The 17466-nt window shown below is 59.9% G+C and carries 11 protein-coding genes, 1 tRNA gene and 1 riboswitch; of the genes, 9 read left to right on the top strand and 3 right to left on the bottom strand.

All coding sequences use genetic code 11. From position 1 onward, the window contains the following. Window positions 1-44: 44 nt before the first annotated feature. Entirely contained in the window at window positions 45-371 is a 327-nt protein-coding gene (locus ACYQ15_RS21295; protein WP_459939474.1) for a hypothetical protein, read from the bottom strand. A 106-nt stretch (window positions 372-477) separates the two neighbouring features. On the opposite strand from ACYQ15_RS21295, the gene ACYQ15_RS21290 reads away from it, so the two are divergent. The 5 genes from ACYQ15_RS21290 (at window position 478) to ACYQ15_RS21270 (ending at window position 5712) form a co-directional block, all read left to right on the top strand. Then, window positions 478-1641 (top strand): divergent polysaccharide deacetylase family protein, encoded by a 1164-nt coding sequence (locus tag ACYQ15_RS21290; protein WP_459939473.1) that lies wholly within the window; start codon window positions 478-480, stop codon window positions 1639-1641. 45 nt (window positions 1642-1686) lie between these two features. After that, window positions 1687-2052, top strand: coding sequence for a cupin domain-containing protein (locus ACYQ15_RS21285; protein WP_459939472.1), 366 nt, complete (start codon window positions 1687-1689; stop codon window positions 2050-2052). Window positions 2053-2124: 72 nt separating this feature from the next. Beyond that, window positions 2125-2649, top strand: coding sequence for a hypothetical protein (locus ACYQ15_RS21280; RefSeq protein ID WP_459939471.1), 525 nt, complete (start codon window positions 2125-2127; stop codon window positions 2647-2649). Window positions 2650-2752: 103 nt separating this feature from the next. After that, a riboswitch (cobalamin riboswitch) is annotated at window positions 2753-2941 on the top strand. A 57-nt stretch (window positions 2942-2998) separates the two neighbouring features. Then, window positions 2999-3649: an anaerobic ribonucleoside-triphosphate reductase activating protein gene (locus tag ACYQ15_RS21275; protein WP_459939470.1), complete on the top strand. Its 651-nt coding sequence runs from the start codon at window positions 2999-3001 to the stop codon at window positions 3647-3649. Continuing rightward, the gene (locus tag ACYQ15_RS21270; RefSeq protein ID WP_459939469.1) at window positions 3643-5712 is read left to right on the top strand and encodes a ribonucleoside triphosphate reductase; all 2070 of its coding nucleotides are present in this window, start codon (window positions 3643-3645) and stop codon (window positions 5710-5712) included. Before ACYQ15_RS21275 ends, ACYQ15_RS21270 begins: the two co-directional genes overlap by 7 nt. A 215-nt stretch (window positions 5713-5927) precedes the next feature. Here ACYQ15_RS21270 and ACYQ15_RS21265 read toward each other — a convergent pair whose 3' ends face one another. Together ACYQ15_RS21265 and ACYQ15_RS21260 are read right to left on the bottom strand one after the other, a co-directional pair. Next, window positions 5928-7085, bottom strand: coding sequence for an ATP-binding protein (locus ACYQ15_RS21265; protein ID WP_459939468.1), 1158 nt, complete (start codon window positions 7083-7085; stop codon window positions 5928-5930). A gap of 387 nt (window positions 7086-7472) precedes the next feature. Beyond that, window positions 7473-7562: transfer RNA gene (locus tag ACYQ15_RS21260), tRNA-Ser, on the bottom strand. A 387-nt stretch (window positions 7563-7949) separates the two neighbouring features. Here ACYQ15_RS21260 and ACYQ15_RS21255 point away from each other — a divergent pair. The 4 genes from ACYQ15_RS21255 to ACYQ15_RS21240 all read left to right on the top strand — a co-directional run bounded on the left by ACYQ15_RS21255 (window position 7950) and on the right by ACYQ15_RS21240 (window position 17462). Further along, window positions 7950-9494: an MFS transporter gene (locus ACYQ15_RS21255; RefSeq protein ID WP_459939467.1), complete on the top strand. Its 1545-nt coding sequence runs from the start codon at window positions 7950-7952 to the stop codon at window positions 9492-9494. A 3-nt stretch (window positions 9495-9497) separates the two neighbouring features. After that, window positions 9498-10313 carry a DUF362 domain-containing protein gene (locus ACYQ15_RS21250; RefSeq protein ID WP_459939466.1) on the top strand — a complete coding sequence of 272 codons (816 nt, stop codon included), beginning with the start codon at window positions 9498-9500 and terminating at the stop codon, window positions 10311-10313. A gap of 245 nt (window positions 10314-10558) precedes the next feature. Next, the gene (locus tag ACYQ15_RS21245; protein ID WP_459939465.1) at window positions 10559-13273 is read left to right on the top strand and encodes a UvrD-helicase domain-containing protein; all 2715 of its coding nucleotides are present in this window, start codon (window positions 10559-10561) and stop codon (window positions 13271-13273) included. Window positions 13274-13937: 664 nt separating this feature from the next. Next, on the top strand, window positions 13938-17462 hold the full coding sequence (locus ACYQ15_RS21240) for a PD-(D/E)XK nuclease family protein (RefSeq protein ID WP_459939464.1): 3525 nt from the start codon (window positions 13938-13940) through the stop codon (window positions 17460-17462). Window positions 17463-17466: the final 4 nt, after the last annotated feature.

The following is a 17466-nucleotide window of genomic DNA, read 5'->3' as shown; positions in this document are numbered from 1 at the left end:
TTGAAACTGAAGATCACGAAACGGTAGATCATACGGATACGTGGTTAGGCAATGACCGGCAAGACAACGAAGAAGAATGCAAAATCGCCTTCACGCTCAACTGCCGCGGGCGCAAAGGGTACGGGCAGGGGAACGGCCAAGGGAAAAAAAACCGCTTCCAAGAAGGTGAGCAAGTCCGGAAGAAAGCGCTCAACAAAGGGCTTTTCCAGAATATGGTTGGCCCTGCTTGCTTTTGCTACCGGTTTGACGGCCATAACCATGGTCTGGGCATTAAACCTGTCGCCTTTGGAAAGCCTTGCTCCCACCATGGTTTCTGCGCCGAAACCGGCGGCCCCCGTGTCCTCGTCGCCGGCGGCAACCCGGACGGCCACCGCTCCAGATACGCCCGTCAGCCGACCCTCCGGGGCAACACCAGTCGCGGCCCCCGCTCCAGCTCCTTCATCAGCCTCTCAGGCTCCTCGGGCTCCTGGCCCCGAAGTGGCCAAGCTGGCTCCACCGCCCGCCGGTTCCAGCCAGGTACGGGCCAAGATCGCTCCCGAACCGTCGGCCGCTGCTTCTTCGCGACACCAGGGCCGGGTTTATGAAGTTTTCGACAGCGAAGTCCTGGAGCAGCAGATCAAGGAAGTCGATCTGGCACTGGTCCAGACCATCATGGCCCTGAATCTGGATCCCCGTGAGGTTCGCCATCTGGATATCCAGATGAAAACCCGAAACGACCAGAAGTACCATACCCAATCCCTTTCCATCAGCCTCAACCAGGAAGCTCAGGTCTTTGTGCGGGCTCTCGACCGGAATCTGGATTCCTGGGTGGATAATGCCAAACTGGAGCTGGTGCGCACGGATGCCCGGAAACAGGAGTGGCGCATCACCTTGATGAATCTGCCCACCCACACCCTGTTTCTGGAGGAGAACAGCCGCAAGCCTCCGCCGCCGCCAAGGCCCGCCCAGCCAGGAACTGGCCCGCGCCTGGTGGTGATCATTGACGACCTGGGCGAGAGCGTGCAGCAGGCCAGGGAACTGGCCGCCCTGTCCTTCCCGGTCACCTTCGCCATCCTGCCGTACAGTTCCGAAACCAGGGAGGTGGCCCGCATCGGCGCTGCCGCGGGCAGGGACATCCTGCTGCACCAGCCCATGGAGCCCCTGGATTATCCACACCGGGCGGACCCCGGTCCCGGCGCCCTCTTCGTGGGCATGTCCGAGGAACAGATCATTTCAATCATGAGAACCAACCTTGCGCAGGTTCCCCAGGCCATCGGCGTGAACAACCACATGGGTTCGCGGTTCACCGCCGATGATCTGGGCATGGCCACCGTGCTCCGGGAACTGCAACACCGCAATCTGTTCTTTCTGGACAGCCTGACCACGGGCAACTCCGTCGTTGAAAAGCAGGCCCGAAAAATCGGCCTGGCGAATCTCCGGCGCCACATATTTCTGGACAATATTCCGAACGTTCAGGCGATCCTCTTTCAGCTCCGCAAGGCCGAGCAACTGGCGCATTCCACGGGCAAGGCCATTGCCATCGGGCACCCCTACCCGGAAACGCTGGAAGCCCTGAAAATATGGGAAAAGGAACGGGATGCCCGGGTGAACGTTGTTTCGTTGCGTTCGCTGGTTTCACAGCAGGCCCTGGCCGTTCGATGATGATATCCAGTTCGATAATCGACCAACAACCGCCATTGGCCACGCATGTCTTCAAATCTTTTCAGCATTCCGGAACCCCAGTCCGATGAAGAGGTCTTCGAGCTGCTTGCTGAAGGCCGGGAACTGCGGATCGAGCGAATCGTTTCCAGAGGCCAAGCCTCTCCGCATGGGTTCTGGTACGATCAGGAACTGGACGAATGGGTGGCCTTGCTGCAGGGAGAGGCCCAAGTCCGCTTTGAAAACGGGATCACCCGCCGGCTTCAGGCCGGCGACTGGCTGTTCCTTCCCGCGCGACTGCGCCACAGAGTGGAGAGCACCAGCAGCAATCCGCCTTGCATCTGGCTGGCCGTGCATGGACGTTTTTCGGAACAGGCGCGTGCCGCGTCACACGAGGGGAATCATGAAATTTGACCGTACCGGCCATCACCAAGCCCGCCAAGCCTATCAGGCTCGTTAAGGCCGCGACGAGGAGAAAGTTTAATCATGCGCCGATCATATTGCTTCGCAGTCATCATGGGCATCTTCCTGCTGGCGGGATGCTCCTATTCCAGTGTCGGTCATCTTCAGCGACAGCCGTGGATATTAAACTCCCCGCAGCAGCTGGAGATGCGGTTCTGGAAATTCACCTACACCGCGCAACTCGCCCAAGGACAATACACTCTCGTGGGCAAGGCTGAACCGGTTCTGGAGAATCTTCCTTCCGATCTGCACTGGATCGAGGATCTTTGGCTGGCCGTGTATCTCAGCGACGACCAGGGACGAGTCCTGGCTCAGGACCTGACCATTTTTACCGGTCTGCCCTTGGATTCCGGGAAAGGAATCCAGTTCGCCTTCGCGTTGCGGCCGGACCAGCTCGCCCGGTCTTCTTCCTTGCAGGTGACCTTCGGCTACAACATGACGCTGACCCCGCACGAACACTACACCCTGGAGGAACTGCCCGCAAAACAGCGTTCCGGTGAGCGAACACGAGTTTTTTTCGCTCATGAAGGCGCCCTGACCAAGATCTGAACTTTTTCCGCCATGGACATCCCGAATCTTTACTTCTAACAAGTTCAGCCTGCCGTAACGCTTCTTGCTGCACGACGGCGAGAGCAAAACCGGCAACATGCTTCCGTATTCATTTTCTTCAGGTCGCCCGTGAGGCGCCAAGAGGGAACCCGGTGTGATTCCGGGACGGTCCCGCCGCTGTAAATCCCATGCAACCCGTCCGGCGTTGCGATTGCCACTGGAACCGTGTTCCGGGAAGGCGTGCCGTAACGGGGGGATGAGTCAGAAGACCTGCCTGAAGAGCATTTTTCGCCCCGCACGCGGATGCCGGGAGCGATCATTCACCTGAGCTGACCAGCTCGCTGATTCTATGCAGGAACACGGTTCCCCCTGGTCCAGGCTGTGCGGTCTGGAGCCCATGAGTTTGTGCGATTGGCCCGGTCGCGTCAGCGCCGTGCTTTTTCTGGGAGGCTGCGACCTGCGCTGCCCCACCTGCCATAATTTCCAGCTAGCCTGGGAAATCCGGAACACCCCTTGCCTGCCCCGCTCCCAGGTCATCGATTTCCTCCAGAAACGATCTTCCTGGCTTGACGGACTGGTCGTGACCGGCGGCGAAGCCGCCTTGTCCGCGGATCTGCCGGAATGGCTGGCCGAAATTCGAACGCATCTCGGCTTGCCGATCAAGCTGGATACCAATGGCATGCATCCTGCTGTAATTGAACGGGCTCTAACCGCCGAAGCAGTCGATCTGGTGGCCGTGGACATCAAGGGGCCATGGACGAAATATCCGCTGCTGACCGGGAATCGGGCAACCCCGGCACAGGCAAAAGTCAATCTGTCGCAAATTTTTGATTTGGCTCAAAAGCGTCCCGGAGCGTTTCAGTTCCGGACCACCCTGGTGCCGCAGCTGACACAGGACGACCTGGACGCGATGCAACGCCTTCCACCTCCAGGATTTGTGTTGCAAACGCAACATTTCAGTACCCCCCGCAACAGTTTTCGAGAGGAGATGACATGCTGACCCATATTTGCAAACGTGATGGCCGGACGGAAACATGGGCCGTGGACAGAATTGCCGCGGCCATATTCAAGGCGCTGAAAGCCTGTGGAATCCAGGACGCGCTTCTGGCCGACCGATTGGCCCGCAATGTGGAAAAGCGGCTTTTGGAGGCAGGTCTTGTGGTTCCGGACCAGGAACAGGTCCAGGACCAGGTTGAGGCGGCCCTGATGCAGTCGCGGCTGTTCGACGTGGCCAAGCGCTATATTCTGTATCGGGAGAAACGCCGCCAGATCCGGGAACAGAAGGCCGCGTTCCTGGACATCACGGAAACCATCGACGCCTACGTGAACAAGTCAGACTGGCGTGTTGCTGAAAACGCGAACATGTCCCACTCCTTTCAGGGGCTGATGCTGCACCTCTCCGGCACGGTCCAGGCCCGATACGCCCTGGAAAAGTATCCCATGGAAGTCCGTCAGGCCCATGAACACGGCTACTTCCACATCCACGACCTGTCCTTCGGCCTGGCCGGGTATTGCGCCGGCTGGAGTCTGCGCGACCTGCTTCTGGAAGGATTCAACCTCGAAGGCCGCTCATCCGCCGGCCCGCCAAGACATTTTGATTCCGCAATGGGCCAGATGGTCAACTTCCTGGGCACCCTGCAGAACGAGTGGGCCGGGGCCCAGGCCTTCAACAACGTGGACACCTACCTGGCGCCCTTCATTCGCCACGATAACCTGGACTATTCCCAGGTCCGGCAGGCCGTGCAGAAATTCGTGTTCAACCTGAACACCACGTCCCGCTGGGGAGGACAGAGCCCGTTCACCAACCTGAGCTTCGACCTCGTCGCACCCAGCCACCTGGCCTCGGAAGCCGTGATCATCGGCGGAAAACTTGACGAGAACCTGACATACGGTGATTTTCCCGAGGAAATGGAAATGATCAACCGGGCCTTTTTGGAAGTCATGCTCCAGGGCGACTACCACGGCCGCATTTTCTCCTTCCCCATCCCCACGTACAACGTGACCAAGGACTTTCCCTGGGAGACGCAAGTCGGGCGACTGCTGCTGCAATTGACCGCCAAATACGGCGTCCCCTACTTCCAGAACTTCATCAATTCGGACTTCAAGCCCGAGGACGTGCGTTCCATGTGCTGCCGGCTGCAAATGGACTTGCGCGAACTGCGCAAGAAGGTCGGCGGGCTTTTCGGGGCCGGCGACCTGACCGGCTCCATCGGCGTGGTGACCCTGAACCTGCCCAAACTGGCCTTCCTGGCCCACGACGAGGAAGACTTTTTGGATCTGATCACCGAATACGCCGAACTGGCCAGGGAAAGCCTGGAGTTCAAGCGCAAGCTGATCAACGACAACCTGGAACGGGGCATGTTCCCCTTCACCAGGCGCTACCTCAAGAACGGCTTTCGGGGCCATTTCTCCACCATCGGGCTGATCGGCGGCCATGAAGCCTGCCTCAACCTGCTGGGCAAGGGCATTGAATCCCCGAACGGCATCCGCCTGATGCGCAAGATCCTGTTCCACCTCCAGGAACTGACCCGGCGTTTCCAGGAAGAGACCGGCAATCTCTACAACCTGGAAGCCACTCCGGCGGAAGGTGTCAGTTATCGTCTGGCCAAGCTGGACAAGGCCCTGTACGCCGGCATCAAGGCCTCGGGCAACGGCGTTCCCTATTACACCAATTCCACGGCCCTGCCCGTTGATCTCGGGCTGGACGTCTTCACCGCCCTGGAGCACCAGAACCAGCTCCAGACCCTCTATACCGGCGGCACGGTCTTCCATACCTTCCTGGGAGAATCCGTGGCTGATCCGGACTCCCTGAAGGCATTCCTGATCAAGGCCATGTCGCTGACGAAACTCCCCTACATCTCCATCACCCCGACCTTTTCCGTGTGCAAGGACCATGGCTACCTCTCCGGCGAACACCCCGCCTGCCCACAATGCAGCCAACCGGCGGAAGTCTACACCCGTGTCGTGGGCTACTACCGCCCGGTCCAGATGTGGAACCGCGGCAAACAGGCCGAGTATGCGGAGCGCAAGGTGTTCGCAGGATTGTCCGCGGATGCCTGCTGAAGGATTAAAAAAAGGCCCTGTTCGTTTGAACAGGGCTTTGATCTTTTAATTACTTACAAGCCGCCGCAAGCAGGAAGGTCGTGGATCTCCAGGAAGTCATGGAAGGCCGGAAGAACTGGAATCCCTGTTCCGGCTATCAGTTATCTGTAATCAGGAAAATCAGATACCTGGCCGTTCACTGACCAAAGTCATTGGATATGGCCAATAATCCACGATCACTCGCCCCCGCCGTCCACTGGACAGAGCAATTCGGGCAAGCCGGACAGGGCCTGTTCCAGAGGGATGACCTCGATTTCATCCAAATAGCGCCTCTCGCGTCCTCCGTAAAAAACATAGGCTTTGGCCATTGGATAGTCATGAAGAAACGCCCGAAGGCCGCGGATGTCTTTTGGTCTGATGGTCGCGGTGCGCTTGACCTCAATGGCGATCAATCCCTTTTCGCCGTACAGCACGAAGTCCACTTCCTGCTTTTCCGCCGTCCGCCAGTAATACAAGCCGAAGCCTAAACGCAGATTGTCGTTTACCGCTCGCAGCTCTTGAAAAATCAAGGTCTCAAAAGCCGCGCCATCGATTTCTTCGGGCCGGTCCAGCGGCCCTTTTGGTCGAAGCGCCCTGAACACTCCGGCGTCGAACAGGAAGAATTTCGGATGAGCAGTCATGCGGCGCTTGGCTTTTTTGGTGAATACGGGCAAACGCCAAGCCAGCAGGAGATCCTCCAGGATATGGAAATACTCCTCGACCACCTTACGGTTGACCTCGCATTCCCGTGCCACTTCGGAGATGTTCAGAACACTAGCCTGGGACAGGCTGGCAGCTTCAAGGAATCGAGTGAACGCTTGGAGATTGCGGACCAAGCCTTCCTGCTGGACCTCCTCACGCAGATAGGTGTGAACATAACCAGCCAGATAATCAGCTGGGTCCTCCTCGGTGCAGGCCGATGGTAGGTGTCCGTGCGCCAGGGAACGGTCCAAGGAGAAATCCGAGCCCAACTCCACTGCGGTAAGCGGGTGCATGGCTCTGGTCACTGCCCGGCCGGCCAGCAGATTGACGCCACTGCCCCGCAGTTTGCGGGCGCTGGAGCCGGTCAGTACAAAGTTCAAGCCCCGATTTTCAATAAGCCTGTGGACCGTGTTCAGCAGTTCCGGCACCCGCTGAATCTCGTCCACGACCACCCAGTCGCTAAAGCCCGGTGGGATCAGTTCTTCTAACCGGTGCGGCGAAGCCAGCAAGGAAGTGTAAGACCGAGAGTCCAGAAGGTCGACGTACACGGCCCCAGGAAAGACTGACCGGACCCAGGTGGATTTGCCCGTCCCTCGAGGGCCAAACAGGAAAAAACTTTTCTGCTCTGGCGGTTGAATTATTCTGGCATACATAACTCCATTTTACAGGCATAAATGGCGTTGTCAATGCAAATACCCTGGCCACATTACTTATAGCACCTCACTGCAAAACTGCCGATGGCAGGATGTCCAAGATTGGAGTCTTATCGGACGTTCTTCCTGAGGTTCATTTCACGGGTGATGAACTGGTGTATGCCCTTAATGCTGATCCAGACCCGAACAGGGGAGGAGGCTGAGTCTGTTCGAGCCGTCTCCGGAAGAACGGGCGAAGAGCAAGGACCTATGAGTCATTAACCGGGTCAACGCTTAGTGGGGGAAAGTTGTATCGGGTTTATCCAGTCTGATCCGACACATCAAATAAAAAAAGCCCTGATTTCTCAGGGCTTATTGCATTTCATCGGACAGCGCCGGATCATGATATGGCGGAGGGAGAGGGATTTGAACCCCCGGACCCCTCTCGGGGTCAACGGTTTTCAAGACCGCCGCCTTCAACCACTCGGCCATCCCTCCAAAAAAATATCCTCTAATCCGAGACGCGGTTTCTGTCCAGTACAGACCTGACTGACCTGGCGAACTCTGCAAAACAGCTGGTGGGGTCGGTTTGGGTCATTACGGTATGCGATGCTGACAAAAAGCTGGTAAGTGCTCAAAATGGTCGGCAGGAAGGCTCCTGTGCAAGGGGTCCCCCTGAACGCAGTTTCGTGATTCAGCTACTGGGGCCACGTTCCAGCCGGAACTCTGTTCTGAGTGCGTTACATCGCTGCCGCACCGGGGTGCAGCGCTCCCAGGAACTACCCGTTTTATTGCCACAAGTATTGAGTAGATACGGCAACTCACGAAAACCCGCTGGGATGATACTGGAAGTTGGTCGGGCTCTCTGATAGGTTGCCTTCCTTTATGTCCTCCATTCCCTCACCCATCAATCCCTCCGGGGAATCTTCCGGCCCGGCTCACGGCATCTCCAACGTCATTCCCCCCGATCAGGCTCCGAAGTACACGTTCCTGAGCATGATCGGGGTTAATCTCATGGTTTTCATGGCCACCCTGGACATGAGCATCGTCAACGTGGCTCTGCCGAGCTTGGCCAAGCAATTAAATACGGATTTCGCCACGGTGCAGTGGGTCGTTCTCAGTTACGTGCTGGTGGTCGCTTCCCTGCTGCTGATGGTCTCCCGTCTGGGCGACATGCGTGGTAAAAAACGCATCTTCAGCCTGGGGCTGGGCATTTTTACCCTGGGTTCCCTGTTGTGCGGGCTGGCGCCCAGCGTGGGCTGGCTGATCTTTTTCCGGGCCCTGCAGGCTGTGGGCGCGGCCATGAGCCAGGCTCTGGGCATCGCCATCGTCACGGAACTCGCGCCGCCCCATCGTCGGGGCCGGGCCATCGGTTTGATCGGCGCCTCCGTGGCCATGGGCCTGTCCCTCGGGCCTTCCCTGGGCGGCTTGATCATCGAGTTTGTCGGCTGGCGCTGGATTTTCCTGATCAACGTGCCTCTGGGCATTATGGCCCAAGTGATCATTTTCCGGCACATGCCGCCACTGGCTCCGGCAAATCGCGCTCAACGCTTCGACGTCCCCGGCGCGGTGCTGACCGCAATGACCCTGGTGGCCTATTCCATGGGCATGACCTTCGGCCAGAAGATCGGCTTTAGCTCCCCATTGAGCATCACGCTTCTCGTGGTCGCGGCAATTTCCCTGCTCGGTTTCATCGTTGTGGAACGCCGGGTCGAGCAGCCCATGATCGACCTGACGCTGTTTCGCAATCCGCTGTTCAACATGAACCTGATCATGTCGGTCCTGGTCTTCATTTCCCTGTCCGCCGGGTTCATCATGCCCTTTTTCCTGCAACTGGCCCAGGGCCGTCCGCCCAGCGAGGTAGGCCTGCTGATGATGGTCATCCCCCTGAGCATGGGTTTGGTGGCGCCCTTTGCCGGAGCCTTGTCCGATCGCTTCGGTCCGCGCGGCCTGAGCCTTCTGGGTCTGGTGATCCTGGCCTGCGGCTGTTTCGCCGTCAGCACACTGACCCTGGAAACCTCATGGTGGGGCTTTGTCCTGCGGGTCATGCCCATCGGACTGGGAGTCGGCCTGTTTCAGGCGCCGAACAACAGCGCCATCATGGGCGCGGTGCCGAGGGAACATCTCGGCGTGGCTTCGGGACTGCTGAATTATTCCCGGGTTTTCGGCCAATCAACGGGCTTGCCCCTTATCGGATCCATCTTCACCCTGTTTGTCGTTTCCGTCACTCGGGAGCCGGTCCGGACGGACTTTACAATGGTGCCCGCCGAGGCGCTGGCAGCGGGCATTGCCGGAGCCTACCTCTTCCAGGCCGTGTTGCTGCTGGCGGCCGTCGGACTGGGCATGGCGGCGTGGGTTGTCGATCATCGTCGACGCATCGCTCCCCTGGCTCCGGGCGAAGGGATTGAACGGCCGACATCAGGGGGATAGTCCATGATCAATGATACACGTACCAAGCCTTGCGTTTTCGCGGATTTTTCAGAGTATGCCGCTGCCGTGAACGACGTTCTGAACGCAGCAGGCGCTCCATCCGTGCTCAAACGGCGCAAACGGATCATCATCAAGCCAAATCTCGTGAACACCTCCCCCTTTCCGGTGACCACGCACCCGGACATGGTCCGCGCCCTGGTGGAGTATGTTCGCCGACACTCCAAAGCGCGGATCATCCTGGCAGAAGGATGCGGAGACGCCTGCCGCGAAACCGCGGAGATCTTCGAATCCCTGGGCTATACGCAGCTTGCCGCGGAGCAGGACCTGGAACTGCTGGATCTGAACCGTGCGCCCCTGGTGCGGCTGACAAATCCGGAATGCTCCTTCTTTCCCGAAATCTACCTGCCCAGGGCCGTCATGAGCGGCCTGCTGGTTTCCGTGGCCGTGCTCAAGCGGCACAGCCTGTCCCAGGTCACTCTGAGCATGAAGAACATGCTCGGCCTCGCGCCCCCCTCGCATTATCAGCGCGGCGGCTCATGGAAAAAATCCGCCCTGCACGCGGACATGCAGCGCGCCATTTACGAGTTGAACAGCTACCGCGCCCCGGACCTGGCCGTTATCGATGCCAGCGTCGGCCTGGCGGACTACCACCTGGGCGGTCCGACCTGCTCGCCGCCGGTGAACAAGATCGTTGCGGGTTTCGATCCCGTGGCCGTGGATGCGACCGGCGCGGCCCTGCTTGGACTGGACTGGCGCGACATCGGCCATATCCGCATGGCTCACGGCCGGCTGGGCCAGGCCCATGCCCCCGGGGAATGAGTATCGCCTTGTGGGCAACTCTTCTAGCTCAAACCAGGAATATCCAGCTTTTCAACAAATTGCGGCAGCATGACCTGGATTCCCGTAACTGCGCAAAAGATTGGGCGATGAACTTTCCTGTGCAAGTGTCCCATCTTGCGGAGTTTCGTGACCCTGCTACCGGGACCACGCTCCAGCCCGAACTTTGTCCCGGGTGCGTTACCCCGCTGCCGCACTGGGGTGCGGCGCTCCCAGGTTGACCTCCAATGACCACGACTCCGACATCCGACATCCCCCTGCCCCATGAATTCCCGCACGTCCTGGTGGTCCAGGCCTCGGCCGGCGCCGGCAAGACGTACAGCCTCGGATTGCGTTTCCTGCAGCTCCTGGCCCGGGCCGGGAATCCCTCCACCGATACTTTGGGCGGCATCCTGGCCCTGACCTTCACCGTGGCCGCTGCCCAGGAAATGAAGTCCCGGATCATTGCCTTTCTCAAGGACATCGCCCTGGAAACCCCGACCGGTTTGCTCCTGCGGGAGCAGAGCGGCCTCACGCCGGCCGCGGCGGCGGGCTGGCTGGACTGCATCCTGGAGCATTTTCCGCGGTTCCAGGTCAAAACCATCGACAGCCTGCACTTCCAGCTGGTCCAGGCCCTGGGCAGGCGCATGAACCTCTCTCCGGAGTTGGAAGCCAGCTTTGACCAGTCGGCCTGGTCCAGGGTGGTCCTGGAAGGCCTGCTGGCCCGGACGGACTGGGATCAGCTTGCGATTACCGGTTCCGAACCGGAAGGACCGGAAGCAACCGATTCGCTGCTGGGACTTTGGGACGGAATTTTCCAGGTCTATCTGCACCAGGAAATGCACAGTGGGCTGCGCTTCCTGCCCTGGCTGGAAAAGCAGGTGCGCAGCGTGGTCAGCGACCTGAACCAGCTTTTGACGCCCCTGGCCGTCACGTCCCTGGACGACTTGAAGGCCGCGCAGAACCATTTTCTGCGCTGCTGCCGGGAAATGATCGGAGCCCTGGACCGGGCTGGAATCCTGGATCAGATTTCCCGTTATGTCGCCGCGGACAAGCTGGGCAATCCCTTGGCCGAATTGGATTCGGCCTTTTTTTCCAAGACATCGGCCACGGAACTGTTCAAGAAGAAAGTTCATTGTCATCCGGCGCTTCCGGAATGCTGGGATCTCTACATGGACGTCTGCCAAGCCAGAAATGCGTATCTGCTGGCCAGGGCCCGACTCCATGCAACCCCTCTGGCCCGGCTCCAGCACGTCGTCAGCCGGGAGTTGGAACGCCTGGGGCAATCCCAGGGACTGCTCATGGGCGGCTGGTGGACCCGGCTGATCCGCCAGCACCTGGACCGGGAGGAGCTGCTCCAGGAGGCCGCCATGATCCTCGGGATGCGCTGGCAACACCTGCTCATCGACGAATTCCAGGATACCAGCCGGGAACAATGGGAAGTGCTCCGGGAACTGGCCGTGGAGGCCCTGTCCGAAGGAGGCAGCCTGTTCTGCGTCGGGGACGTGAAACAGGCCATCTATCGCTGGCGCGGCGGGGATTGGCGGCTCTTCTTCGACCCTCTGGACCCTCGGGTGACACCCAATGTCTCCGACCAGAACCGGATGCGCACCGTCCTGCCCTTCAATCGCCGCTCCTGTCCGGACGTGGTGGCCTGGAACAATGCCTGCTTTGCCGGCCTGGATAAACCTGACGCCGCAATGCTTCTTGCCGATGCCATGATCACGGCCAAGGAAAAACCCCAGGCCCGTTCGCAGCTGGCCGTGACCATCACCGAACTCTACGCCGATTCCGCCCAGCTCCCCTGGAAGGAGTGCTCCGGGGCAATTCACGTTACTCCGATCACGGCCGAAGACACCGAGGATTACAAGACCAAGGCCATCCTGACTCTCATCGCCGAAATCGAGGCCCTGCATGCCCGTGGTGTCAGCCATGGCGACATGGCCGTCCTGGTCCGAACAAATACCGAAGCCGGAGAATGTGCCAAAAACATGCTGGCCGCGTCCATCCCAACCATCACCGAGCAGAGCCTGGTCATTTCCGGACACCCCGCGGTCCGGGGGCTGCTGGCCCTGTTGACGTGGTTGGACAACCCGGCCGACGACGCCGCGCTGGATGCGCTTTGCGGAAACCCCCTGCTTTTTTCTCGGATTACGGATGTTGCGCCGGATCTGAGCATTCTCCTTCAGGCCGCGCCGGGTTTGGGAAAGAACAACCGGTTCCGGGGAGCGGAAAACCTTGAACCGGAAATGCCTGAAGAAGCTCATGTTCCCGACGTGGAAGTCGTTGCCGAAGATGACGCGCCGGGAAACCATGAGGCCGCGCCGCTCTATCGTCGGCTGCGGGAAGCGCATCCCGCTTTCTGGGCGGAGCACCTTGAGCCGTTCTGGAAACACGCCGGTTTTCGCGGAGCCTATGAACTGCTGCTGGCTGCCGCGGCCCATTTCCGATTGCGAGAGCTTCCCCTGGGCCAATGGGCCTGGGTGGAAAAATTGCTGGAGTCCGCCTTGAACGCGGAAGCCGAAGGGTACACCACATTATCCGGATTTTTGGAGTTTTGGCAGGAGAACGGCAGTTCCTGCGTGGTCGGACTTCCCGAGGGGCTGGCCGCCGTACAGGTCATGACCATGCACAAGGCCAAGGGACTGGAGTTTCCCCAAGTCTTCCTGCCCCTGCTGGGCTACGGCGAGAAGAACCGCTCCACGCACCTGCTGTTCCAGACCGAAAACGAGGCCCCGTTTCTGGCCGCCACGACCAAGCCGCGTTGTGCGGAAGTAACGGAGTTCATGGACTCGGAACGGGTCAATACCATGGCCGAGGAGCTGAACCTGCTCTATGTCGCCCTGACCAGGGCCCGAGAGGGGCTGCATATTTATATTGCGGACACCGGGACGGCCAAATCATCCCAGGCCGCGAACTGGCTGCGGGCCGTGATGCCCGGTGATTGGCGCGGAGAGGGATGATTGTAATTTCGTAGAGACAAGGCATGCCTTGTCTCTACAAACGCCCGGACCCGGCACGAACAGGCGGTGTTGATGCAATTCCTGTAGAGACAAGGCATGCCTTGTCTCTACAAACGCCCGGACCCGACACGAATAGGCGGTGTTGATGTAATTCCTGTAGAGACAAGGCATGCCTTGTCTCTACAAACGCCCGGACCCGACACGAATAGGCGGTGTTGATGCAATTCCTGTAGAGACAAGGCATGCCTTGTCTCTACAAACGCCCGGACCCGGCACGAACAGGCGGTGTTGATGCAATTCCCGTAGAGACAAGGCATGCCTTGTCTCTACAAACGCCCGGACCTGGCACGAACAGGCGGTGTTGATGCAATTCCCGTAGAGACAAGGCATGCCTTGTCTCTACAAACGCCCGGACCTGGCACGAACAGGCGGTGTTGATGCAATTCCCGTAGAGACAAGGCATGCTTGTCTCTACAAACGCCCGGACCTGGCACGAACAGGCGGTGTTGATGCAATTCCTGTAGAGACAAGGCATGCCTTGTCTCTAACCCCCGGACCCGACACGGATTGGCGATATTGATGCAATTTCCGCAGAGACAAGGCATGCCTTGTCTCTACAAACGCCTTGCCCTGCACGGGTTATTGAAATGGTACATCAATAGGTATGAAAATTTTCCCACGATTGCTCGTTGCTCCGCCGGATGATTCCGCATGGAAGGATCCTCAGGCTGCCGCGCGGCGTCTTCAAGGCGAGGTGGCGCACCAGGCCCTGGCCTTGCTGGAGCCAGGAGAAACCGGCGAGGCCGGAGTTTTGCGGCGGCTGCGCCAAGCGCGGACCCTGCTCGGGGTGCATCCCGAGCAGGTGGATGTTCAGCCGCTGGTTGCCGTTATCCGCCGCACCCTGGATCATCCGTTGATTGCCCGGCTGTTCGCCGCGGATGCCTGGGCCTTGCCGGAACAGGAGATCGTCATTCCGGGCAAAAGCGCGGCCGATCCACATTCCCTGGTTCGCGTCGACCGGCTGGTCGTGCTCCCGGACGGCGCCCTCTGGGTGCTGGACTTCAAGCTCGGACTCGGGGATTCAGCGGCCGATCAGGCCCAGATCCGCAACTACCAGCGCCTGCTGACCAATATGTTCCAGAGCCCGTGCCAGGGCGCCATCGCTTACCTGGAAACGGCGGACGTCACCGTTCTCAACCCTCAGGATCCGGGCGCAACAGGCGAACCTTCTCGAATCAGACTTTCTCTATCAAAGCCTTCAGCGCCGGATTCCCCCTCTGGAACCACCCAGGAAATCACCCCGATTCGCGTTTTTCCGCTGCAGGCGAACCTGATCGATCTGCTTCATGATGCAGTCCTGGACCGAACCAAGCCCGATCACCAATTGGGAATGGCCTCCATCCAGGTCGTTTTTCCCCACCGTCGCCCAGCCATCTTTCTGCACCAGCGCCTGGCCCGTTCCATGGGCATGCCATTCCTGCCGCCGCGCTGTCTGAGCCTGGAAGACTGGATTCTCCGTCAGGCCTGCCTTGCGTCGGACGATCCCCCGGCTCCGGCTTCACTTCTGGACCAGGCCTGGCTCCTGCATACGATCCGCCAGCAGTCCGGATCCACCCATTTTTCGGCTAACGGAGACGAAACGGACTGGCATCGATTCCTGCCCTGGGGGGTGCGTCTGGCCAAGGTTTTGGATGAGTTGGACCGGGAGCAGGTCATTGCCGGAAACGTGAGCCACCCCCCGGATGACCTGCCGGCCCTGGCCTCGGATCTGCTGGCCAATCTCGGCGATGTGCAAGCGCGGTTCCATGCCGGGCTCGCCGCACGCAAGATGACCACCGCGGCCAATCTGGCCGCGCGCATCGACGTTGCCGCCTGCGCATCACCCTGTCCGACGTATCTCTGCGGGCTCTATGCCCTGACCCGATCCGAGGCGGCCCTGGTCCAGGCTCTGCGCCAAAACGGCGCCCAACTCTGGTGGCAGGCGGACCGGCCGCTGCCCGATCCGTTGCGACGCTGGGCCAGGGAATGGCGAGCCGAGTTGGAATGGATTGACCCGGATGACGCCGTTCCCGAAAGAGACACTGGGCCCATTCGAAATTTGATTTCTAAGCCCCCCGCTTTCATCCTGGCCCACGATCTGCACTCGGAACTCCGCCATCTTGCCGCCGACGCCGCGACATGGGACGCGGAAGAGCATGTCGCCGTCATCCTGCCGGATCCGACGCTGCTCCGTCCGCTGCTGGCCCATCTGCCTTCGGATCAAACAGTAAACATCACCCTGGGGCTGCCCCTGGAGCGCACGGCCCTGGGTACGTTGCTGCACACCCTGGTGCGCATGAGCCGGGACGGGCAGCTCACCGGCGTCGGCCCCGGCAGCCGGGATTATCTTGATTTGTGGCAGAATCCCTGGGTGCGCGGCATCCTGCCCGCGGAAACCCTGAGCCTGGTGCGCCAGGCTGTCCGCAGCCGGGTCAAGCCGTATCTGGATGCCGAGGACATGGCTTTCGTGTTGCGGCAATGCTCCAGTCAGGCCGAAGCCATGGGGGAGACCACGGCGGTCGATCTGTGCAGGCTGTTTCAGGAAGCGTTGAGTTTATCGAGTTTGCGGGAACTCAGCGCTTACCTGCAACGATTGCTGACCCTGCTCCATGCCCATGACAAGGCGCCCTCATCCCGGGAAATGCCATTGGAGATGCACGTCGTGCATGCCCTGCACACCCGAATCCTGCCGACCCTGGAACTGGCTCTCAGCCGGGACCAGCTTCTGCCGACCGCGGCTCTCTGGAGCGTGTTCTGGAATTTTCTGAGCCTGGAGCGCGCGCCGTTCAGCGGCGAGCCGGTGACGCCCTGGCAGGTCATGGGATTGCTGGAAAGCCGGCTGATGTGCTTCGACAAAGTCGTGATCCTGGAATGCGTGGAAGGCGTGCTGCCCAGGACAGGCGCTCCCAATCCGCTGCTGCCCGAGGCCCTGCGCCCTGCCCTGGGACTGCCGCCGGGCCACGTCGACGAGCAGATCATCCGCTATCATCTGCGGCGGCTGATGGCCTCGGCCGGTGAAGTCCGCCTCTACAGCCGCCATGGCACGTCGCCGAACATGCTGGAGGGCAAGACCATTCCCTGCCGCTACTGGGAACAGGAACTTTGGAGGCTGGAAAAAGAGCACAAGGGCCTGCTACGGGACATGATCCAACGGGTTCCCCTGAACCTGGATCTGAGTCGATCAGTGGCCCCGCTTCCGGAAAAATCATCATTCCTTTCCCGGCTCCGCCGGCGCCTGCGGAATGGTTTGTCCCTCTCGGCCCTGAACATCTACCTGAGCTGCCCGCTGCGCTTCTTCAATGAACAGGTGGCCGGTTTTTCGCCCCGTCACGACCCACGGCAGGATCCCGCGGCCATGATCATGGGCGATGCGGCGCATCGAATTCTGGAGCAGCTCTTCAGGCCATATTGCAATGCCGAGGTCATCCCGCGGGATCTGATCCCGAACTTCGAGACGGCATGGAACGAGGTCATGCCCGAACTGGTGCGGGAAGCGCCTCTTTCCCCGGCGACCCGTTACTTCCAGGTTCGTCTGTTGCGGGAGTTGCTGTTGAACTACCTGGGCAAATCGGACCGGACCGTGCACCTGCTGGCAATCGAGGAACCGGTGCAGCGCCGTCTCCCTGGCCAGGCCGCCATGATTTGTTTGCATGGACGCCTTGACCGGGTCGACCGGGACACGGCCACGGCCCTGCCGCTTATTCTGGACTACAAGACCGGCAGCGCGCCCCAGAAAAGCCCCCGTAAAATACAGCGACTCATGGACTTGGCCGAGGAGCTAGAGCAGCTATCCCCGGACCAGGATTCCACCAGCCAGGCGGGACTGATTCGGATCAAGGAGGAAATGCCGTCCATTCAGCTGCCGGGATACCTTTATCTGTACGATCGTCCGGCGCTCTGCGGCTATCTGTATATCGGGGAGTGGGATGCCAAAAAAATCTTTGTTCCATTCAACCAGCGAGACAAAAAGAACGCCGGCGAACAGAACCTGCAGGATTTCCTACACTGGCAGGAAAACGGTCTGCCCGGAATCCTGGAGTGGCTTGGCCGCCATATCCTGGAAGCTCCCCGCTTCCATCAAGCCTGCCAACCCGAATCCTGCGCCTACTGCCCCTGGCGCATCACCTGCCCCTGGGCTCTGGAGTCATGAGAAT

The sequence above is a fragment of the Desulfonatronum parangueonense genome, from assembly GCF_054656975.1.
The sequence above is the reverse complement of the archived record's forward strand: the minus strand, read 5'-3'. Positions and strand labels throughout refer to the sequence as shown.

Excerpts from the sequence above, each read along its gene's own strand:
- ACYQ15_RS21285 (WP_459939472.1), top strand. The coding sequence starts at position 1,687 with ATGTCTTCAAATCTTTTCAGCATTCCGGAACCCCAGTCCGATGAAGAG.
- ACYQ15_RS21280 (WP_459939471.1), top strand. The coding sequence starts at position 2,125 with ATGCGCCGATCATATTGCTTCGCAGTCATCATGGGCATCTTCCTGCTG.
- ACYQ15_RS21275 (WP_459939470.1), top strand. The coding sequence starts at position 2,999 with ATGCAGGAACACGGTTCCCCCTGGTCCAGGCTGTGCGGTCTGGAGCCC.
- ACYQ15_RS21270 (WP_459939469.1), top strand. The coding sequence starts at position 3,643 with ATGCTGACCCATATTTGCAAACGTGATGGCCGGACGGAAACATGGGCC.
- ACYQ15_RS21265 (WP_459939468.1), bottom strand. The coding sequence starts at position 7,085 with ATGTATGCCAGAATAATTCAACCGCCAGAGCAGAAAAGTTTTTTCCTG.
- ACYQ15_RS21255 (WP_459939467.1), top strand. The coding sequence starts at position 7,950 with ATGTCCTCCATTCCCTCACCCATCAATCCCTCCGGGGAATCTTCCGGC.
- ACYQ15_RS21250 (WP_459939466.1), top strand. The coding sequence starts at position 9,498 with ATGATCAATGATACACGTACCAAGCCTTGCGTTTTCGCGGATTTTTCA.
- ACYQ15_RS21245 (WP_459939465.1), top strand. The coding sequence starts at position 10,559 with ATGACCACGACTCCGACATCCGACATCCCCCTGCCCCATGAATTCCCG.
- ACYQ15_RS21240 (WP_459939464.1), top strand. The coding sequence starts at position 13,938 with ATGAAAATTTTCCCACGATTGCTCGTTGCTCCGCCGGATGATTCCGCA.